This is a genomic window from Stutzerimonas stutzeri, assembly GCF_000935215.1.
Lineage (GTDB): Bacteria > Pseudomonadota > Gammaproteobacteria > Pseudomonadales > Pseudomonadaceae > Stutzerimonas.
In genome coordinates, this window is sequence record NZ_JXXD01000036.1 from 1 (window position 1) to 19,644 (window position 19,644).

The window sequence follows — 19,644 nt, forward strand, 5'->3', positions numbered from 1 at the left end:
CGGTCGCGTAACGATCACGACGGCCGTCGAGCCGATCGGTGGGGGATGGGCTCTGACGGGGCGGTCAGGGCACTCTTACGGCAAACGGGGGTCAACCTTCTGTGAATCTGCTGGATTCAAGAATTCGCCGGCCACTGCCGGACCACTCTGAAGGAGGTTAACCATGCGTCTTACCTATCTGCTGCCCCCCGTACTCGGGCTCCTGTTGGTCGGTTGCGGCCCGGATGAAGATCGCGAGCGCGAGCCGACCCCGCCGCCGGCGACTACCGAGCAGCCTGCCGCACCCTCCACTGATACCACCACTCCGCCTGCAGGCACCGGCACCGGGACCGGCACTGCGCCGAGCACCGGAACTGGTACCGGCACCTCCGGTGGCATGGCAACTCCGCCAGCCGACAACGGCAGCGGCCTGGGCACCGAGTCCGGCTCCGGCACCGCGCCGAGCACTGGCACCGGTACTTCGCAGTAAGTTCGGCACCACCTGATCCGGGCACTCCGCGCTAACAGCGGAGTGCCTTAGCAGGAGACAGCGATGAAGTGGAAATTTGCATTCGCCGGTGCGCTGACGGCGCTGGCTCTGGCCGGTTGCTCGCCGGATGACGAAAGATCGGCACTGGACAACAACACCCGCAACCAGCAGGAATACCAGAACACGGCGACCGATCCCGCCGGGCCGCGGGAAATCTCGCCACCGTCCAACCGGACCAACGAGTAAGCGCCGATTCGGCGTTGCGCAGGCTAGACGAACTGGCCTGCGGCGTAGGCCGATGCCCAGGCCCACTGGAAATTGAACCCCCCCAGATGACCGGTAACGTCCAGCACCTCGCCGATGAAGTACAGCCCTGCTGATTTCTGCGATTCCATGGTCTTGGATGACACTTCCCGCGTATCTACCCCGCCCAGCGTCACCTCTGCCGTGCGATACCCTTCGGTGCCGGCCGGTACCAGCTGCCAGTCCGCGAGCTTCTCGGCAATCGCTTCCAGTTCGCTGGGTACGTATTGCTTCAGCGGTTTGGATACGAACCAGTGCTCGCAGAGCAGCCCGGCCATCTTGCGTGTGAAGACCTCTCCGAGCAGCGTTTTCAGCTCCGCATTGGGACGCTCCTGCTTCTGCGCCACCAGCCACTCGCCGAGGTCGAGATGCGGCAGCAGGTTGATGTGCACCACATCTCCCGGTTGCCAGTAGGACGAGATCTGCAGGATCGCCGGGCCAGAGAGTCCGCGATGGGTGAACAGGATGTTTTCGCGAAAGCTCTGGCCGTTGCAGCTGACCAGGCAATCGTCCACCGAGGTGCCGGACAGCTCGGTGCAGATCGTCTTGAGCTGCGGCTCGGTGATGGTGAAAGGCACCAGTCCAGCGCGTGTCGGCAGCACGTTGTGGCCGAACTGCCGCGCGATCTGGTAGCCGAAACCGCTGGCACCGAGGGTGGGAATCGACAGGCCGCCGGTGGCGATCACCAGCGATTGGCAGCGCACCGGGCCGACGCCGGTGTGCAGCAGATATCCCTCAGCATGCTTCTCGATCGACTCGACCGGGGTGTTCAGACACAGATCCACGCCGGCCTGCGCGCATTCGTCCAGCAGCATCTCGAGGATGTCGCTGGATTTGTTATCGCAGAACAGCTGACCGAGCTTCTTCTCGTGATAGGGCACGCCGTGACGGCTGACCATCTCGATGAAGTCCCACTGGGTGTAGCGCGCCAGCGCCGACTTGCAGAAATGCGAGTTGCTGGAGAGGAAATTCGACGGTTCGGTGTACATATTGGTGAAGTTGCAGCGGCCGCCACCGGACATGAGGATTTTCTTGCCGGCCTTGTTGGCGTGGTCCAGCAGCAAGACCTGTCGACCCCGTGCAGCGGCGGTGAAGGCGCACATTAGACCGGCCGCACCGGCACCGATTACCACCACGTCAGTCTGCACCAGCGCTTACCTCGTCGGAAAACGCGCGATGGTACTCCTGCCGCGGTTCCGATGCAGCCCGACATCCGACGAGACGCTGGCGTCAACTGGCGCGCTTTGTGCTTTGATTGGAGCTGATAGCGTTTCGCCAGAAGAGCGAGAGAATTTGACGGGCACACGGCGGGTCATCGGGTTGATATTGCTGCTGGCAAGCGCATCGTTGCCGGCCGAAGTGCTTCGTCTGGCCGGCAACGTCTGGCCGCCTTACACCGATCGCAGCCTGCCCGGCGAAGGGTTGTCGGTCGAGCTCGTCCGCACCGCGCTCGGCCGTGGGGGTTATCAGGTGGAATACATCGAAGTGCCCTGGGAGCGCGCTCTGCTGGGCCTGCGCAACGGCAGCTACGACATGATAAACGGCTGGCCGACGGTCAACCGCGTCGACTACACGCTCAGCTCACGCCCGTTTCTGAGCAACCGGATGCGCTGGGTCCAGCGTCGCGAGAGCAATTTCCGCTACGACGGGCTCGACAGCTTGGTTGGCCATCCCATCGCGCTGAGCCGGGGCTACATGTACAGCGACGAGCTGAACGAGGACACGCGGCTGGAGAAAGGCTATGCTGCCAACTTCGTCCAGGCGGCAAAGATGGTGCTTGCCGGGCGGGTCGACCTGACGCTGGAGGACGAGCGTACTGCGCTGTTCCATCTTGAGCGCGAGCTGGGGCATGAGCAGGATGCGCTCCGCTTCGTGCCGGGCGAGTTCCGGCGGGTGGGGCTGTGGCAGGTGGTGCGCAGCGATCATCCTCGGCTGAGCGATATCATCGCCACCTTCAACCGGGAGATCGCTGCGATGGTCGAGGATGGCAGCTACGCGATGATCTTCGTGCGCCACGGAATGCCGGTCCCCGCGGCGTTGCCTTAGTGGCCTTTTTGGTAAGTTCAGCTGGTCAATTTCGACGCCCATGGCCCCGATACTGCGTTGCTGCGCCTTGCCACTAGCGCGAATCCTGTCCCTGGCCTGCCGGTTGCTGCTTGATCAGGTGGGAGGCCATGCTGCGCAGCGGTGCCAGCTGCCGGCAGATGAGCCCCAGCTGGGTCTGCACCAGACGGTGGGCATCGTCCATCTCGTCCGGGGTCTGCTCCAGCTGTTGCGCCAGCGCCTCTTCATCTTCGCTGTAGATGGCGACAGGCTTGTTCTGCGCCAGCGCGCTGGCCAGGTCGTCGAGGCTGGTCGCCAGTTGCTGCGCGGCGCGCTCCAGCAGGGCATCGCTGGCGTCGTCCGGCAGGCTCTCGCGATGGGCGCCAAGGCCGGAGAGGTAGTTGAGCAAGGTGTGCGAGAGGATCAGAAAGCGGAAGCCGGTTTCGGCATCCTTGCGGAAGTGTCCGGGCTCCAGCAGCATGTTCGACAGCGTGGTGGACAGCGCCGCATCAGCGTTGTGCGCGTTGCGCCGGGCCAGGCGATAGGCGAGGTCGTCGCGTTTGCCGCTGTCGTACTGACGCATGATCTGGCGCAGGTAGTCGCTGTTGCAGCTGAGGGTGTTGGCGACCACCTGATTGAGGCGTCGACCCTGCCAGTCCGGCAGGATGAGGAACACCGCGGCGGCGGCGATCAGGCTGCCGAGCAGGGTATCGAACAGCCGGGGCCAGATCAGTCCGTAGCCATCGCCAACCTGGTTGAAGCAGAAAAGTACCATCAGCGTGATCGCCGCCGTGGCCAGGGTGTAGCGCGTGCTGCGAGTGGCGAAGAACACCACGCCGGCGACCACCGCGAACAAGGCCTGGATCGGCTGGCTGGGGAACAGATCGAACAGTGCCCAGCCGGCGATGAGGCCGAGTAAGGTGCCGCTGATGCGCTGCACCAGCTTGATTCGCGTGGCGCCGTAGTTCGGCTGGCAGACGAAGACGGTGGTCAGCAGCACCCAGTAACCCTGTTCGGGATGGATGGCGTGCAGCACCGCGTAGCCGCAGACTAGGGCGATGGTCATGCGCAGGGCGTGGCGGAACAGCAGCGAAGTCGGCGTCAGCTGCAGGCGAATGCGATTGACTGCCTCGCGCAGGGACTGCGGCTGGCGGTCCAGAAGGCTGCTGTCCTGCTCGCCTTCCAGAGTCCCGGGGTCGCTGGCGCTGGCGAGCTGGCGCTGCAGCGTGGAAAGGTTGCCTGACAGCGCGCGCAACGAGCGCAGCAGGCCGCGCCAGGCCGGATTGTTCTGCTCACGCAAATGCTCCAGCGAGGCCTGCAGGTCTTCCAGCGCCTGCCCGTTGGCCTCGCTGTAGCGAAACACCTGGCGCATCTGGATGGCCTCGCCGAGGTCGGCGCAGGCGCTGGCCTGCAGCCGCAACAGGCGCTGGCAGCGAAACAGCACATCGCTGTGGAAGAAGGCCTCGGCCAGCGCCTGGTAGGGATAATGCGACGAGCTGACCCGCTCGTGCAGATCCTGGGCGAGGAAATATAGCTTGAGGTAGTGATTGATCTTGCCGCCGCCGCGGCCGTTGCCCAGGCGATTCAGCAGCGTCTCCTTGGCTGCGTTGAGCGCGCTGACGACCCGGCCGTTCTGCTGCGCAAGTTCCAGGCGGCGCTGTTCCACGTCCAGCTGACGCACCGGCTCGAACAATGCGGCCTTGTAGCGAAAATACAGGCCCAGCTCGCGGTACAGCCGCGCCAGACTCTGCTGCACCGGCTGATGGGCGAACAGCGCGTTCCAGCCCACCGACAGCAGGCCGTACCAGGCCGCACCCGCCACCAGCAGCATGGGATCGCGCCACAGATGCTGCAGTGCGCCATCGCGCTGATCGGCCGCGATCATGCTGTAGATCGCGAGAATCAGGGTGGCCTGGGCAATGGCCCCGTAGCGCTCACCGAGCGCACCGAGCATGACCAGCGCGAAGGTGGAAAGCGCCAGGCCGGCGACGAACAGCCAGGGGTATGGGAACAGCAGTTCGACCGCGACGGCGGCGATGCTGAAGCACAGCAACGTTACCAGCAGCGCGTTGAGACGTCCGAGCCAGCTGTCGTCGGTTTCCGCCAGCGCGCTGGCGATGATGCCGAGGAACAGCGGAATGATCAGTGTCGGCTGCCCGAGATACCAGCTCAGACCCATGCTGCCGGCCATGGCGATCAGTACGCGCAGGCTGTAGCCGAACTTCTCCAGCGCCCACAGGCGACGTAAAAACTGGCTGAGCGAGGGTTGCGGCATGGAGCGTTCCGTTGGGGGAGGCCAGATTGGACGAAGCTGCCACGAACACTGTCACGGCCGGCTCGTGCTTCAATCATCCGGGCCGCAGAAGGTCGGCCCGGATACGCGCGTTCAGCAGCAGGCGAACCTTCTCAGAGGACGCGGACCTTTAGCGAGCGGCCCTTGATCTTACCTTCGTTCAGGCGTTTGAGTGCCTGCTTGGCGACGCCGCGCTCGACAGCGACGAACGCCTGGAAGTCGAAGATGGCGATCTTGCCGACCTGGGTCCCGGGGATGCCGGCATCACCCGTCAGTGCACCGAGGATGTCGCCCGGGCGCAGCTTGTCCTTGCGGCCCGCTCCAATGCACAGGGTCGCCATCGGTGGTTGCAATGGCGCGCCGGTCTTGGCCTTGAGCCCGTCCAGTGGCTGCCAGTTGAGCGGTGCCTGCTGCAGCTTTTCGATGGCTTGCGCGCGATGGGCTTCGGCCGGGGCGACCAGGCTCATGGCCAGGCCCTGATTACCGGCGCGGCCGGTCCGACCGACCCGGTGTACATGTATCTCCGGGTCGCGGGCCAGCTCGACGTTGATCACCATGTCCAGCGCATCGATATCCAGGCCGCGCGCGGCGACATCGGTCGCCACCAGCACCGAGAGGCTGCGGTTGGCGAACATCGCCAGCACCTGGTCGCGGTCACGCTGCTCCAGATCGCCATTGAGCGCCATGGCCGAGATGCCGTTGGCAATCAGGTGATCGACCAGCTCCTGGCACTGCTGCTTGGTGAAGCAGAACGCCACGCAGCTTTCCGGTCGGAAGCTGGCGAGCAGGCGCAGGACCGCGTCCATGCGCTGCTCGGGGTCGATTTCGTAGAAGCGCTGTTCGATCTGTGCATCGTCATGCAGGGCTTCGGCACGCGCTTGCTGCGGGTCGCGCATGAAGCTTGCGGACAGCTGCTTGATGCCGGCGGGGTAGGTGGCTGAGAACAGCAGGGTCTGCCGCTTGGCCGGTGTCTGGCCGATGATGTCGGCGATGGCGTCGTAGAAGCCCATGTCCAGCATGCGATCGGCTTCATCGAGCACCAGGGTGTTCAGCCCGTCGAGTTTCAGCGTGCCTTTCCTCAGATGTTCCTGGACCCGGCCCGGCGTGCCAACGATGACGTGCGCGCCATGCTCCAGCGAAGCGATCTGCGGACCGATGGAGATGCCGCCGCACAGCGTGAGGATCTTGATGTTGTCCGCCGCGCGCGCCAGCCGCCGCAGCTCCTTGGCGACCTGGTCGGCCAGCTCGCGCGTCGGGCACAGGACCAGCGCCTGGCAGCCGAAATAACGAGGATTGAGCGGGCCGAGCAGGGCGATGCCGAATGCGGCGGTCTTTCCACTGCCGGTCTTGGCCTGAGCGATCAGGTCGTGGCCTTTGAGCATGACCGGCAGGCTCTGCGCCTGGATCGGCGTCATCGCCGCGTAGCCGAGGGCTTCGAGGTTCGCCAGCATGGCGGCAGAAAGGGGCAGAGAAGAAAAAGCGGTACTGGGCACGGGAAGAGTCTTCGGACGGGGAACGGCCTGCAGTCTATCAGGCCGACGTTGCACGCGCCGGTTGGCGGGCACCGAGATGGCTGTACGCCTGCACGGTGAAACGTTTTGCAAGACCGGCAGACGGAACCCCAAGGCATCGACCTGATCGAAATTTGTCCATTACTCGCTCCCAGGAGGTTGTTTTGTCTCGTGTTCTTTTCCTCGCCGGGCTGTTGGCGCTACCCGCTTTTGCCGACGAGCCCACCCTTTATGGACGTTATGAACACATCAAGGTCGCGGAGATCGGCAAGACCCTTCCCGCCAAGATGGATACCGGTGCCATGACCGCATCCCTGTCAGCGCGCGATATCGAGCAGTTCAAGCGAGATGGCGAGGACTGGGTGCGTTTCCGCCTGGCCGTCGATGGCGCGGATGACACCCTTTATGAGCAGCGCCTGCTCGGCATCAGTCGAATCAAGACGCGCGCGGAAGAGGCCGGCGATGTCGATCCCGACAGCGAGCCGCCACGGGCTGAGCGACCAGTGATCGGCATGCAGCTGTGCATTGGCGATCGCCAGCGTGAGGTCGAGGTCAACCTCACCGACCGCAGGCACTTCAGTTACCCGTTGTTGATCGGCGCCGAGACGATTCGTGATCTCAACGCGGCGATCTATCCGACCGAGAAGTACACGGCGGGTCGCCCGACCTGCTAGCGCGGCATTGCCAGCCCGCGACCATCCGGGCCGGACGGCATCGCCTCCGGCCCGGTCCTGGATATTCCTGCGATCGCACCTCCTCACTGCAGCATGAGCCACCATGCGCCATCTTCCTCCCGCTCCTGGGCTGACGAGTACCTGCTTGATACTGGCAGTCACCCAGGCGGCGAGATCCGCTTCGGCTTTTGCCCGAACGCTGACGGTCTGGAACGCGCCCGCCTGATCGAAACCCTGCCCGACAGAATGGGTTCGCAAATAGCGCTTGCAATCCGCAGGAAAAATATAAGCGGTAGTTTAATTGTCGCTATTTGCGTTTTGGGGATTAACGATAATTAAGAAGTTGAGTTTCCAATATATAAGGCTGCATCTTTCTTTATTTAAATCCGGGCTTTTTATTTATTTGTTCTTTGATCATCTGGTGCATATGAGCCACGTGACCGACCGGTCTCGCAAGTGCGCCAGCGAGTCGTTCGACCTCGGTACGAGTCTCCGCGTCACCCCGCCGCACCGGTCGGCGTCAAAACCGTCTGCCGCGAAGGTTACGGCGAGCAGGCTGCACAATGGCTCTTGGCCACCCGAGACCCTCTCACCAAGGGGCATCCAGCGACTGAATTGGTCTTCTCTTGTTGTTCGTCAGACTAAAGTCGGGGCTTTCATTCATTAACCCACCCCTGTTAAATTCAGGATGTGGGTTCCCTTCACACGCAATAAAAATAAGGCGGAGAACGTCAATGGCCGACAACGATAAAGAAAATGCTGCTGCGTACTGGAAGGCGAATGTTCGCCTTATCACTTGGAGCTTGGTGGTCTGGGCTCTCGTCTCATATGGTTTCGGTATCCTCCTGCGCCCGCTGGTCTCCGGCATCCCCGTCGGGGGCACGGATCTAGGCTTCTGGTTCGCTCAACAGGGTTCGATCATCACGTTCATTTTGATCATCTTCCACTACGCGTGGCGGCTGAACAAACTGGACAAGGAATTCGGGGTTGAGGAGTAACCACAATGAGCCAATATTGGATCAACATGATGTTCGTGGGCGCCTCGTTCCTGCTTTATATCGGGATCGCGGTCTGGGCTCGCGCCGGGTCAACTAAAGAGTTCTATGTCGCTGGTGGTGGTGTTCATCCGGTCACCAACGGCATGGCAACGGCGGCAGACTGGATGTCTGCAGCTTCCTTCATTTCCATGGCGGGTCTGATCGCCTCCGGTGGTTATGCCACTTCCGTCTACCTGATGGGCTGGACTGGTGGCTACGTGCTGCTGGCCATGCTGCTGGCGCCCTACCTGCGCAAGTTCGGCAAGTTCACTGTGCCGGACTTTATCGGTGATCGTTTCTACAGCCGTGGCGCTCGCCTGGTAGCTGTCGTCTGCCTAATCCTCATCTCCGTTACCTACGTAATCGGTCAGATGGCTGGTGCTGGCGTGGCATTCTCCCGCTTCCTGGAAGTGAGCAACTCCGCTGGTATCTGGATTGCTGCTGCCATCGTGTTCGCCTACGCGGTATTCGGCGGCATGAAGGGCATCACCTACACCCAGGTGGCGCAGTACGTGGTTCTGATCATCGCCTACACCATTCCGGCCGTGTTCATTGCCATGCAGCTGACTGGCAACCCGATCCCGATGTTCGGCATGTTCAGCACTCATACCGAGTCCGGTCTGCCGCTGCTCGAAAAATTGAACCAGGTGGTTACTGACCTCGGTTTCACCGCGTATACCGCTGACGTCGACAACAAGCTGAACATGTTCCTGTTCACCCTGTCGCTGATGATTGGTACCGCTGGTCTGCCGCACGTAATCATTCGTTTCTTCACCGTACCGAAGGTAGCTGATGCCCGCTGGTCCGCTGGCTGGACCCTGGTCTTCATCGCCCTGCTGTACCTCACCGCCCCGGCCGTTGGCTCGATGGCGCGTTTGAACTTGGTGAACACCATCTATCCGGAAGGCCCGGCTGCCGAAGCAATCCGCTACGAAGATCGTCCTGAGTGGGTGCAGACCTGGGAGCGTACCGGTCTGATCAAGTGGGAAGACAAGAACGCCGACGGTCGTGTGCAGATGTACAACGACGCCAACGCCGCCTTTACTCCGACCGCTACTGAGCGTGGCTGGACCGGCAACGAGCTGACCGTGAACAATGACATCATCGTTCTGGCCAACCCGGAAATCGCCAACCTGCCGGGCTGGGTCATCGGTCTGATCGCTGCGGGTGCTATCGCTGCTGCGCTCTCGACTGCTGCGGGTCTGCTGCTGGCGATTTCGTCTGCCATCAGTCATGACCTGATCAAGACACTCATCAATCCGAAGATCAGCGAGAAGAACGAAATGCTGGCCGCTCGTCTGTCCATGACGGCAGCGATTCTGCTGGCAACCTGGCTGGGTCTGAATCCACCGGGCTTCGCCGCGCAGGTGGTGGCACTGGCGTTCGGTCTTGCGGCAGCGAGCCTGTTCCCGGCACTGATGATGGGTATCTTCTCCAAGCGCGTGAACAGCAAGGGTGCTGTTGCGGGGATGTTGGTTGGTGTGATCTCCACCGCCGTGTACATCTTCCTGTACCTGGGCTGGTTCTTCATCCCTGGCACTGCAAGCATCCCGAACACGCCTGATCAGTGGTGGATGGGCATTTCCCCGCAGGCCTTCGGTGCCGTGGGTGCCGTGCTGAACTTCGCTGTTGCCTATGCTGTTTCGATGGCTACCGAAGCTCCGCCGCAGGAGATTCAGGATCTGGTCGAGAGCGTTCGTACCCCGAAGGGTGCTGGCGTTGCACTTGATCACTAACTGATAATGCAGCCGGACGTCAGACCTGCTCTGACACAAGGTTGAGGTAGAAGTCGGGCTTCCATATGGAAGCCCGATTTTTTTAGGGGGAGTTGTATATGTTCTGGCATTTAATCGCGGCAATCGTCGCAGGTGTGGCGGGAGCCGGTATCGGCCTGCTGTTGCGCTCACTGACGCGTAAGCGACTGCCGAAATGGATCATTCCCGTCTGCGCCGGTCTGGGCATGCTGAGTTACACCATCCATTACGAGTACACCTGGTTCGAAACCAAGCAAGCACGTCTGCCGGAAGGATCGCTGGTGGTCATGAGCGAAGAGGGCGAAATGCTCTGGCGCCCGTGGACGATGATCTATCCGATGCCGCTGGCCTATACGGTGCTGGACGGCGCGAACGCTCAGGTGCAGGACACCGAACAGGGCCGTCTCGGCCGCTTCGTGCTGTACCGTTTCGAGAAGCAACACCTGACGTCGATCGTGAAGAGCGCCAGCTATCAGCTGATCTGCACCGAGCGGGCGATGTTCAGACTGAATGAAGCCGGCCAGGCGAAGATCGAAACGCTTACCGAGCTGGAAGCCGATTCACCTCTTTATCAGGCTATTTGCGAGGCCGGGCGTTAACCGAACGCCTACGAGCTGCGGGTTCCGCGCATCAGCATTATCTGATGCGCGCCGCGAAGAAGAATTGATCGGTTCCGCAATGGGACCGAGTAGCCGGCATATGCGTCTGACAACCCGTCCGGTAGACGATGCTCCGTTCTGTCGCGAGCAGCCGTCGGCATATCACCCACGCAGTGACTGCCACCCAGCCCGTTCAGATCGAGTTGAAGGCCGCCTTGCGCGCGCGTTGCCAGCAGCGCAGCCGCTGAGCCAGCTCGTCTAAGCTGGTCAGACCCATGCGTTGTGCGCGATTCATCAGGATCAGAGCGATTTCCGCGGTGGCCATGGCATCGGCGGAGGCGTTGTGCCGCTGAGGGATATGTATGTTGAAGTAGTCGAGCCAGTGATCCAGCCCGCCGCGATGGATCATCGCCTCGGGAAACAGCATGGGCGCCAGGTCGGCCACATCGAGGAAGGTGTGTTCCAGCGAGTAGCCCAGTTCGTTCTTCAGCGCGCGACCGAGCATGCGCTGATCAAAGGGCGCGTGAAAGGCGAGGATGACGCTGCCCGCGGCGAACTCCATGAAACTGAGCAGCGCTTCGGACGGTGGCAAGCCGTTGGCCAGCTCGCTTGGGGCGATCCCGTGGATCAGTACGCTTTCAGTGACCTTGACCTGACGGCAGAGGGTGCATTCGAACTGCTGGGAATAGTCGATGGCGCCGTCTTCGATGACCACTGCGCCGATGGCGATGACCAGATCGCGCTTGAGGTGCAGCCCGGTGGTTTCCAGATCCAGCACCACCAGACGCTGCTGCCGCAACGGGACCGCCTGTGGCGGCAGCGGGCGCGCCAGCTCGGCAACACGTTGCTGCTGCTCGGGAGGCAGCTTCGGACCGCGGGGGTTGAACCAGAACATACTCATAGTTGATAGCGCACCGCGAGACTGGCCTGTAACCGCTGGGCCTGGCGGAAGGACTCGCGCAGGATTCGGCGGTCCAGCACGTTGAGAGTATCCGGATCCAGGCGGTTGGAATAGGGCAGTCCATCGCGTGCCTGCTGTTGGTGGTGCTGCATGCGTGTCTGCTGGATGAAATGGTAGGCCTCTTCATAGGCCGCGCCATCCTTCGCTTCGATGACGCCTTTCTCCACCAGCTTGCGCAGCCGCTCCAGCGTATTGCAGGTGCCGATGTCGTTGCTCAGTGCCAGCAGGCGGGCGCCATCGACGAAGGGTGTCAGGCCCTGCACCTTGAGGTCGAGCGTGTCCTTGCCCTCGCCCTTGCGCGCCACAACGAAGTCGCGGAAACGGCCGACCGGCGGGCGATGACGCAAGGCGTTTTCGGCCATCATGCGCTGGAACAGGCGGTTGTCGTTGATTTCCTCGAGCAGGTCGCGGCGCAGCTGTTCGCAGCCTTCCGAAGGCCCCCAGATGCTGCGCAGATCGAAATAGATGGTGCTGCCGAGCAGATTTTCCGGCGTTGCCTCGCGCACGAAGGAGCTGAAGCGGCGGCTCCATTCCTGGCGCGACAGGCACAGCTGCGGGTTGCTGGCCATGATGTTGCCTTTGCACAGCGTGAAACCGCAGGTGTCTAGGTCACGGTTGATGCGTTCGGCGAGCGGCAGCAGACGTCCGCGGATATGCGCGGCCTCCGCGGCGTCGGCGGCCTCGAAGAGGATGCCGTTGTCCTGGTCGGTGTACAGGGTCTGCTCCTGGCGGCCTTCGCTGCCGAAACACAGCCAGGTGAAGGGCACGCCCGGATCGCCAATGTGCTGGATGGCCAGCTCGATCACCCGGCATACGGTGTGATCATTGAGCAGCGTGACGATATGGGTGATCTGGGTCGACGAGGCGCCGTGGGCGAGCATGTTGTCGACCAGTTGCTTGATGCGATCGCGGATGACCACCAGCGCATCGACGCGATCGGCGTGACGGATGGTCTGCGCCAGGTGCACCAGATCCACGCGCTGCAGGGAAAACAGGTCGCGCTCGGAAATTACGCCACGCAGCAGGCCATTCTCCACGACGCAAACATGGGCGATGTGCCGTTCGGTCATGGCGATCGCCGCGTCGAAGGCGGTGGCGTCCGGCGGCAGGTAGAACGGATCATGCGTCATGAGCTGGGAGATCGGCTGACTCAGATCGGTGGTGCCGGTACCGATTACCCGTCGCAGATCGCGCAGTGTGAAGATGCCTTGCGGGTGCAAAGCTTCATCGACGATGACGATGCTGCCGACATTGCTCTCCTGCATCATCGCGACCGCCTCGTTGATCGGCTTGGACGGCAGGCAGGACACCGGGTGGTGAAGCGCCAGCTCGCCGATGCTGGTCTCGAGCGAGTACTGCTCACCGAGGTTTTCCACCGCGCGCATCTGCGCCTGCTGGTTAACCAGGTCGAGCAGGCTGCTGACGCCACGCATGGCGAAATCACGGAACACCGGAGACTTGGAAACCAGCTGGACGAAGGCGGGCTTGCCGAGCAGGAAGCAGAAGGTGTCTTCGGCGGCCAGATGCGCGGTGCGGGTCGCTCGTTCGCCCATGAGCGCGGCCATCGGGAAGCATTCGCCGACGATGACCTCGAAGGTGGTGTCGGTGCCGCGCTTGGCGGTATGCGGGCGCTGACCATGCACGCGGCCCTGCTTGACGATATAGAACTGCTGCACCACGCCGTCTTCGGGGGAAATGATGCAATCGCCTTCGGCATAGAAGCGCAGTGCACAGTTCTCCACCAGGTAGGCCAGGTGGGCCGGCTCCATCTGGTTGAACGGAGCGTACTTGCGCAGAAACTCCATGGTGCCGTGGATGTTCTGCAGTACAGCCGTCTTCCCAGCGTCGGGTGTGCTCATGGTTGGCTTCCATTTTTTGGTAATGGTGGGCTGCAGGTCAGTCGGACCCAATTGGACGTAAGTCTAGTCAGCTCAAGGGGCGGGGGAGCTGATCAGGGTCAGCCTCATGTTTCGCGCTGTTGCGGTGACTCACGCACAAAAAAACCGCCCCGAAGGGCGGTTCCTGTGCAGCTCGGACGCGGGTTACAGGCCGTTTTTGGCCTTGAACTCGCGGCGACGGCGGTGCAGTACCGGCTCGGTGTAGCCATTGGGCTGCTTGGTGCCTTCGAGGACCAGCTCCAGGGCAGCCTGGAAGGCCACGCTGTTGTCGAAGTCCGGTGCCATCGGGCGGTACAGCGGGTCGCCCTGGTTCTGGCGGTCAACCACCGGCGCCATGCGCTTGAGGCTCGCGAGCACCTGATCCTTGGTAACGACGCCATGACGCATCCAGTTGGCTACGTGCTGGCTGGAGATACGCAGGGTGGCGCGGTCTTCCATCAGCGCGATGTCGTTGATGTCCGGTACCTTGGAGCAACCGACGCCCTGTTCGACCCAGCGGACCATGTAGCCGAGGATGCCCTGCGAGTTGTTGTCCAGCTCGTTCTGCTTCTCTTCCTCGCTCCAATTGGTGTCTTGCGCCAGCGGGATGGTGAGGATGTCGTCGATGGACGCCTTCTCGCGCTTGGCCAGTTCCACCTGACGCGCCTGCACGTCGATCTTGTGGTAGTGCATGGCGTGCAGGGTGGCAGCGGTCGGCGACGGTACCCAGGCGGTGTTGGCGCCGGCCATGGGGTGGCCGACCTTCTGCTCGAGCATCGCAGCCATCAGATCAGGCATGGCCCACATGCCCTTGCCGATCTGCGCCTTGCCCTGCAGGCCGCAGGCCAGGCCCACGTCGACGTTGTTGTTCTCGTAGGCGCTGATCCACTTCTCGGCCTTCATGGCCGCCTTGCGCACCATCGGGCCGGCTTCCATGGAGGTGTGGATTTCGTCACCGGTACGGTCGAGGAAGCCGGTGTTGATGAACACCACGCGCTCGCGCGCTTCCTTGATGCAGGCCTTGAGGTTGATCGTGGTACGACGCTCCTCGTCCATGATGCCGACCTTCAGGGTGTTGCGCGGCAGACCGAGCACGTCTTCGACGCGGCCGAACAGTTCGGTGGCGAAGGCGACTTCTTCCGGGCCGTGCATCTTCGGCTTGACGATGTACATCGAGCCGGTGCGGGTGTTCTTGCGGCTGGTGTTGCCGTTGAGGTTGTGCACCGCGATCAGGCTGGTGAACAGGCCGTCCATGATGCCTTCCGGCACCTCGTTGCCTTCCTTGTCGAGGATGGCGTCGTTGGTCATCAGGTGACCGACGTTACGGATGAACAGCAGCGAACGGCCGTGCAGGGTCAGCTCGCCGTTGCCGTCGGCCTTGGTGTAGACGCGGTCCGGGTTCATCGCGCGGGTGATGCGCTTGCCGCCCTTTTCCAGCTCCTCGACCAGGTCGCCCTTCATCAGGCCGAGCCAGTTGCGGTAGACGACGGTCTTGTCGTCGGCGTCGACGGCAGCGATGGAGTCTTCGCAGTCCATGATGGTGGTCAGCGCCGATTCCATCAGGATGTCCTTCACACCGGCCGCGTCGGTCTGGCCGATCGGGCTGGCCGGGTCGATCTGGATCTCGAAGTGGATGCCGTGGTTCTTCAGCAGCACGGCGACCGGTGCGCTGGCGTCACCCTGGAAGCCCTGCAGCTGGGCCGGGTTCTTCAGGCCGGTGGTAGTGCCGTTGTTCAGCGACACGACCAGCTTGCCACCCTCGATGCGGTAGCCGGTGGAGTCGACGTGCGAGCCGCTTTCCAGCGGTGCGGCTTCATTGAGGAAGTTGCGCGCGTAGGCGATGACCTTGTTGCCGCGGATCTCGTTGTAGCCCGGGCCCTTGCTGGCGCCGTCTTCTTCGGAGATCGCGTCGGTGCCGTACAGGGCGTCGTACAGCGAGCCCCAGCGGGCGTTGGCGGCGTTCAGGGCGAAGCGCGCGTTCATGATCGGCACCACCAGCTGCGGGCCGGCCATGCGGGCGATTTCTTCGTCGACGTTCTCGGTGGTGGCCTGGAAGTCTTCGGCTTCCGGCAGCAGGTAGCCGATTTCCTGCAGGAAACTCTTGTACGCCACGGCGTCGTGGGCCTGACCGGCGCGAGCCTGGTGCCAGGCATCGATCTGCGCCTGCAGCTCGTCGCGCTTGGCCAGCAGCGCGCGGTTCTTCGGCGCCAGGTCGTGGATGACGCTGTCGGCGCCAGCCCAGAAGGCGGCGGCATCGACGCCGGTACCGGGAATCGCTTCGTTGTTCACGAAGTCGTACAGGACTTTGGCGACCTGCAGGCCACCGACTTGAACGCGCTCAGTCATTACTCGCCTCACTTGGTTCTTCTAATTCGACGGACAGTTTCGTTTCTTGTAGTCCGAGTCGCCGGATACTACATCAAGCGCCGGGGAAAATCAGTCCGCCGAAAGAGCCGGTGGTTTCGGCCTTGCGACGCCGGGCGAGGGCGCCGCAGACTGTCGTCGGGGCGGCTGCCTGCTATACCTAATGGGCCGTCGCTACCGCGTTGGCGCTTTCCCTGCACAGGAGCCGTCCATGGATCACCTCGTTCTTACTGTTATCGCCGAAGATCAGCCCGGTTTGGTCGAACGACTGGCAAAGTGCATCGCCGATCACGGCGGCAACTGGCTGGAGAGCCGTATGTCGCGGATGGCTGGACAGTTCGCCGGCATCCTGCGGGTAGCCGTGCCGCAGCAGGCGCATGCCGAACTGACCGCTGCGCTGCAGGCGCTGGAGGCGCAAGGCATTCGCGTCCTGCTGGCGCACAGCGGCACGGAGCCAGCGGCGAGCTGGCAGGAAATTCAGCTGGAGCTGGTCGGCAACGACCGCCCGGGCATTGTCCGCGACATTACCCATCTGCTCGCCGAGCATGGGGTTAATCTGGAAAGCCTGGATACCGAGGTGCTGCCGGCGCCGATGAGCAGCGAGCTGCTGTTCCGTGCCGAAGTGCGTCTGGCCGTGCCGAGCGAGCTGTCGCTGGAGGTCCTGCAACAGCGTCTGGAAGCCCTGGCCGATGACCTGATGGTCGAACTCAAGCTGCAACCTGCCGAGAAACCCTAGTCGGCCGCCGGCATGTTCAGCCGGCGCTTTTACGCATGATGCGCCAGGCGTCCAGGCTGTAGACGGCGAGCCCCGCCCAGATGCAGAAGAAGGCCAGCTGACGGTCGACCGGGAACGGCTCGCCGAACAGCTGTACGGCGAGGATCAGCAGCAGCGTCGGCGTCAGGTACTGCAGGAAGCCCAGCGTCGAATACGGCAGGTGGCGCGCGGCGGCGTTGAAGCCGAGCAGCGGGATCAGCGTCACCGGCCCGGCGGCCATCAGCCAGAGCGCGTCGGTGCTGGTCCAGAACGCAGGTTCGGTGCTGGTGCCGCTGCTGAACCAGAACAGCCAGACCAGCGCTACCGGCAACAACATCCAGGTTTCCACCACCAGCCCAGGCAACGCGGCAACCGGTGCCAGCTTGCGTAGCAGACCGTAGCTGCCGAAGCTCAGCGCCAGCACGATGGAAATCCACGGGAATTCGCCGAGCATCAGCAGCTGCAGGCTGACGCCGACGGTGGCCATCGCCACCGCCAGCCACTGCAGCGGGCGCAGCCGCTCGCGCAGCACGATCATGCCGAGCAGCACGTTGACCAGCGGATTGATGTAGTAGCCCAGGCTGGCTTCGACCATCCGGTCGTGGTTCACCGCCCAGACGTAGATCAGCCAGTTGGCGGCGATCAGCACACTGGAGATGCCCAGCACGCCAAGCCGTCGCGGATGTGCCAGCAGTTCGCGCCACCAGCCGGGGTGGCGCCAGACCAGCAGCACCAGCGAACCGAACACCGCCGACCAGATTACCCGCTGGGTAACGATCTCCAGCGCGCCGTACTGCTCGAGTGCCTTGAAGTAGAGCGGGAACATGCCCCAGATGCTGAACGTGGCCAGCCCCAGCAGATAACCCTTGCGCAGATTGGCGGTAGCCATGACGTCCTTCGACGAGCAGCGGAGAGCCGGCCATTTTGCGCCTTTGTCCGGAGGAGAGAAAGATTAGGCGGCTAACGTAAAGCCACGGCGCGACCAGCTGCGCCGATCCGACGGATGAGGGAACGCGCGAAGGCTCGCTCCGTCTCATCTGCATCGCCAATCGAAACGGCGTCGCGTTCAGGCGACGTGCGTACGGAGGTCGCAATGCGCTTGCAGAATCAGGTGGCTCTGGTCACCGGCAGTACTCACGGCATCGGCCTCGGCATCGCCGTGCGCCTGGCCGAGGAGGGGGCCGACGTGGTCATCAACGGTCGCGAGGAAGATGACGAGGCCCGTGCGAGCCTCGAGCAAGTACGCGCCGTGGGGCGGCGGGTCTGCTTCATCGCCGCGGACGTCAGCCAGGTCGAGCAATGCCAGCGGCTGGTGCGCGAGAGCGTCGAGCGCATGGGCCGCCTGGATATCCTGGTGAACAACGCCGGTGTGCAGGCGCACGCCGCATTTCTCGACGCCGAGGAGGACGACTACGACCGGGTACTCGAGGTCAACCTGCGCGGGCCGTTCTTCCTCGCCCAGGCCTTTGCCCGCTATCTGCGCGAGCAGGGCCGTGGCGGGCGCATCATCAACAATAGCTCGGTGCACGAAGAGCTGCCGCACCCCAACTTCACCGCCTACTGCGCGAGCAAGGGCGGGCTGAAGATGCTCATGCGCAATATCGCCATCGAGCTTGCGCCACTCGGCATCACCGTTAATAACGTGGCGCCAGGTGCGGTGGAAACGCCGATCAACCGCGAACTGATGAACCAGCCGGAGAAGCTTGCCAGCCTGCTGCAGAACATCCCGGCCGGGCGCCTTGGGCGGCCTCACGATGTCGCTGGGGTCGTCGCCTTTCTCGCCTCACCGGATGCCGAATACATCACCGGGACTACCCTGGTGGTCGATGGCGGCCTGCTATGGAATTACAGCGAACAATGACCAGTAGCCAGTCTTACCAGCCGTTCAGCCATGACGTCAGCGCCATCTCGCTGGCCGATACCCTAAGCCCCGCCGATCGCTATCAGGAGCTGTTCGTCGCAGTGCAGATGCAGCGCATCTTTCCCGACAGCAAGACCTTCGTCGACTGCGCGCCGCGGCGCCATCCCGAAGTCATCCTCGAGGCATACCGCGCCCGCTGCAATGAGCCCGGCTTCGATCTCGGCGCCTTCGTCCACGAGCACTTCAGCCTTTACGAGATGCCGGTCAGGGAATTCGTCGCCAACCCCGACGACAGCCTGGCCGAACACATCGACCGGCTCTGGCCGGTGCTCACCCGGCAGCCGCAGGACCATCCCGAGCATTCCTCGCTGCTGCCGCTGCCGCACCCGTACGTGGTGCCAGGCGGGCGCTTCACCGAGCTGTATTACTGGGATTCCTACTTCACCATGCTCGGTCTGGACGAGAGCGGGCACTGCGACCTGCTGCGCTCGATGGCGGACAACTTCGCCTACCTGATCGACACCTACGGCCATGTGCCCAATGGCAACCGCACCTACTACCTCGGCCGCTCGCAGCCGCCGGTGTTCGCCCTGATGACCGAGCTGTTCGAGGAAAACGGCGTGCACCGGGCCAGCGATTACCTGCCGCAGCTGCACAAGGAATATGCCTTCTGGATGGAGGGTGCCGATGCGCTGCGCCCCGGTGAGCGGCACCGGCGCTGCGTCTGCCTGGCCGACGGCGTGGTGCTCAACCGTTACTGGGACGAGCGCGATACGCCGCGCGAGGAGTCCTATCGCGAAGACGTCGAGACCGCCCGCGCCAGTTGCCGGCCGCGGCACGAGGTCTACCGTGACCTGCGCGCCGGTGCCGAATCGGGCTGGGACTTCAGCTCGCGCTGGCTGGACGATGCGCACCGGCTGGCGACCATCCGCACCACCAGCATCCTGCCCATCGACCTCAATGCGTTGCTCTACAAGCTCGAGCGGCAGATCGCCGAGCTGTCGGCGGTGAAGGGCCAGCAGGCCTGTGCCGAGAATTTTGCCCGGCGCGCCGAAATTCGCCTGGCAGCGATCGACCACTTCCTGTGGAATCCGCGCGCCGGCGCCTACTTCGACTATGACTGGCGGCGCGGCCGGCAGCGCGA

Annotated in this window: 17 protein-coding genes; 10 read left to right on the plus strand and 7 right to left on the minus strand. The window is 63.1% G+C overall.

Translation table 11 applies throughout. From position 1 onward, the window contains the following. Positions 1 to 163 precede the first annotated feature (163 nt). Together LO50_RS05305 and LO50_RS05310 are read left to right on the plus strand one after the other, a co-directional pair. On the plus strand, positions 164 to 469 hold the full coding sequence (locus LO50_RS05305; RefSeq protein ID WP_044314333.1) for a hypothetical protein: 306 nt from the start codon (positions 164 to 166) through the stop codon (positions 467 to 469). Between the two features lie 63 nt (positions 470 to 532). Further along, positions 533 to 715: a hypothetical protein gene (locus LO50_RS05310; protein WP_044314334.1), complete on the plus strand. Its 183-nt coding sequence runs from the start codon at positions 533 to 535 to the stop codon at positions 713 to 715. Positions 716 to 738: 23 nt separating this feature from the next. On the opposite strand, the gene LO50_RS05315 is transcribed toward LO50_RS05310, so the two are convergent. After that, positions 739 to 1,923 (minus strand): BaiN/RdsA family NAD(P)/FAD-dependent oxidoreductase, encoded by a 1,185-nt coding sequence (locus LO50_RS05315; protein WP_080902072.1) that lies wholly within the window; start codon positions 1,921 to 1,923, stop codon positions 739 to 741. A 25-nt stretch (positions 1,924 to 1,948) separates the two neighbouring features. Between LO50_RS05315 and LO50_RS05320 the strand changes: the two genes are divergently transcribed. Further along, positions 1,949 to 2,818, plus strand: a complete 870-nt coding sequence (locus tag LO50_RS05320) for a substrate-binding periplasmic protein (protein ID WP_236690567.1) — start codon at positions 1,949 to 1,951, stop codon at positions 2,816 to 2,818. A 73-nt stretch (positions 2,819 to 2,891) separates the two neighbouring features. On the opposite strand, the gene yccS is transcribed toward LO50_RS05320, so the two are convergent. Together yccS and dbpA are read right to left on the minus strand one after the other, a co-directional pair. Beyond that, positions 2,892 to 5,090 (minus strand): YccS family putative transporter, encoded by a 2,199-nt coding sequence (gene yccS / locus LO50_RS05325; RefSeq protein WP_014818793.1) that lies wholly within the window; start codon positions 5,088 to 5,090, stop codon positions 2,892 to 2,894. A 131-nt stretch (positions 5,091 to 5,221) separates the two neighbouring features. Then, entirely contained in the window at positions 5,222 to 6,601 is a 1,380-nt protein-coding gene (gene dbpA / locus LO50_RS05330) for an ATP-dependent RNA helicase DbpA (RefSeq protein WP_044314336.1), read from the minus strand. A gap of 182 nt (positions 6,602 to 6,783) precedes the next feature. Between dbpA and rloA2 the strand changes: the two genes are divergently transcribed. The 4 genes from rloA2 to LO50_RS05350 all read left to right on the plus strand — a co-directional run bounded on the left by rloA2 (position 6,784) and on the right by LO50_RS05350 (position 10,683). Beyond that, on the plus strand, positions 6,784 to 7,293 hold the full coding sequence (gene rloA2, locus LO50_RS05335) for a retropepsin-like aspartic peptidase RloA2 (RefSeq protein ID WP_014818795.1): 510 nt from the start codon (positions 6,784 to 6,786) through the stop codon (positions 7,291 to 7,293). Between the two features lie 734 nt (positions 7,294 to 8,027). Beyond that, a complete protein-coding gene (locus LO50_RS05340; RefSeq protein WP_038656273.1) occupies positions 8,028 to 8,291 on the plus strand; it encodes a DUF4212 domain-containing protein in 264 nt (87 codons plus the stop codon). A gap of 5 nt (positions 8,292 to 8,296) precedes the next feature. Beyond that, positions 8,297 to 10,066: a sodium:solute symporter family protein gene (locus LO50_RS05345; RefSeq protein WP_014818797.1), complete on the plus strand. Its 1,770-nt coding sequence runs from the start codon at positions 8,297 to 8,299 to the stop codon at positions 10,064 to 10,066. Between the two features lie 98 nt (positions 10,067 to 10,164). After that, a complete protein-coding gene (locus LO50_RS05350) occupies positions 10,165 to 10,683 on the plus strand; it encodes a hypothetical protein (RefSeq protein ID WP_014818798.1) in 519 nt (172 codons plus the stop codon). 193 nt (positions 10,684 to 10,876) lie between these two features. On the opposite strand, the gene LO50_RS05355 is transcribed toward LO50_RS05350, so the two are convergent. From LO50_RS05355 to LO50_RS05365, 3 genes are all read right to left on the minus strand, one after another. Continuing rightward, entirely contained in the window at positions 10,877 to 11,584 is a 708-nt protein-coding gene (locus tag LO50_RS05355) for a 3'-5' exonuclease (RefSeq protein ID WP_044314337.1), read from the minus strand. Next, positions 11,581 to 13,503 (minus strand): putative nucleotidyltransferase substrate binding domain-containing protein, encoded by a 1,923-nt coding sequence (locus LO50_RS05360; RefSeq protein WP_044314338.1) that lies wholly within the window; start codon positions 13,501 to 13,503, stop codon positions 11,581 to 11,583. Before LO50_RS05360 ends, LO50_RS05355 begins: the two co-directional genes overlap by 4 nt. A 183-nt stretch (positions 13,504 to 13,686) precedes the next feature. Then, entirely contained in the window at positions 13,687 to 15,867 is a 2,181-nt protein-coding gene (locus LO50_RS05365; RefSeq protein WP_044314339.1) for a malate synthase G, read from the minus strand. A 229-nt stretch (positions 15,868 to 16,096) separates the two neighbouring features. Here LO50_RS05365 and LO50_RS05370 point away from each other — a divergent pair, with 229 nt between their 5' ends. Beyond that, positions 16,097 to 16,621, plus strand: coding sequence for a glycine cleavage system transcriptional repressor (locus tag LO50_RS05370; RefSeq protein WP_044314340.1), 525 nt, complete (start codon positions 16,097 to 16,099; stop codon positions 16,619 to 16,621). Between the two features lie 16 nt (positions 16,622 to 16,637). Here LO50_RS05370 and rarD read toward each other — a convergent pair whose 3' ends face one another. Then, positions 16,638 to 17,528, minus strand: a complete 891-nt coding sequence (gene rarD, locus LO50_RS05375) for an EamA family transporter RarD (protein WP_044314341.1) — start codon at positions 17,526 to 17,528, stop codon at positions 16,638 to 16,640. Positions 17,529 to 17,732: 204 nt separating this feature from the next. Between rarD and LO50_RS05380 the strand changes: the two genes are divergently transcribed. Both LO50_RS05380 and treF read left to right on the plus strand, forming a co-directional pair. Continuing rightward, on the plus strand, positions 17,733 to 18,500 hold the full coding sequence (locus LO50_RS05380; protein WP_044314342.1) for an SDR family NAD(P)-dependent oxidoreductase: 768 nt from the start codon (positions 17,733 to 17,735) through the stop codon (positions 18,498 to 18,500). After that, a partial coding sequence (gene treF / locus LO50_RS05385; protein ID WP_044314343.1) for an alpha,alpha-trehalase TreF occupies positions 18,497 to 19,644 on the plus strand: 1,148 nt, incomplete at its 3' end. The genes LO50_RS05380 and treF, both read left to right, overlap by 4 nt.

Bases quoted from the DNA above. Each gene is read 5' to 3' on its own strand.
- LO50_RS05305 (WP_044314333.1), top strand. From the start codon at position 164: ATGCGTCTTACCTATCTGCTGCCCCCCGTACTCGGGCTCCTGTTGGTC.
- LO50_RS05310 (WP_044314334.1), top strand. From the start codon at position 533: ATGAAGTGGAAATTTGCATTCGCCGGTGCGCTGACGGCGCTGGCTCTG.
- LO50_RS05320 (WP_236690567.1), top strand. From the start codon at position 1,949: ATGGTACTCCTGCCGCGGTTCCGATGCAGCCCGACATCCGACGAGACG.
- yccS (WP_014818793.1), bottom strand. From the start codon at position 5,090: ATGCCGCAACCCTCGCTCAGCCAGTTTTTACGTCGCCTGTGGGCGCTG.
- LO50_RS05340 (WP_038656273.1), top strand. From the start codon at position 8,028: ATGGCCGACAACGATAAAGAAAATGCTGCTGCGTACTGGAAGGCGAAT.
- LO50_RS05345 (WP_014818797.1), top strand. From the start codon at position 8,297: ATGAGCCAATATTGGATCAACATGATGTTCGTGGGCGCCTCGTTCCTG.
- LO50_RS05350 (WP_014818798.1), top strand. From the start codon at position 10,165: ATGTTCTGGCATTTAATCGCGGCAATCGTCGCAGGTGTGGCGGGAGCC.
- LO50_RS05355 (WP_044314337.1), bottom strand. From the start codon at position 11,584: ATGAGTATGTTCTGGTTCAACCCCCGCGGTCCGAAGCTGCCTCCCGAG.
- LO50_RS05360 (WP_044314338.1), bottom strand. From the start codon at position 13,503: ATGAGCACACCCGACGCTGGGAAGACGGCTGTACTGCAGAACATCCAC.
- LO50_RS05365 (WP_044314339.1), bottom strand. From the start codon at position 15,867: ATGACTGAGCGCGTTCAAGTCGGTGGCCTGCAGGTCGCCAAAGTCCTG.
- LO50_RS05370 (WP_044314340.1), top strand. From the start codon at position 16,097: ATGGATCACCTCGTTCTTACTGTTATCGCCGAAGATCAGCCCGGTTTG.
- rarD (WP_044314341.1), bottom strand. From the start codon at position 17,528: ATGGCTACCGCCAATCTGCGCAAGGGTTATCTGCTGGGGCTGGCCACG.
- LO50_RS05380 (WP_044314342.1), top strand. From the start codon at position 17,733: ATGCGCTTGCAGAATCAGGTGGCTCTGGTCACCGGCAGTACTCACGGC.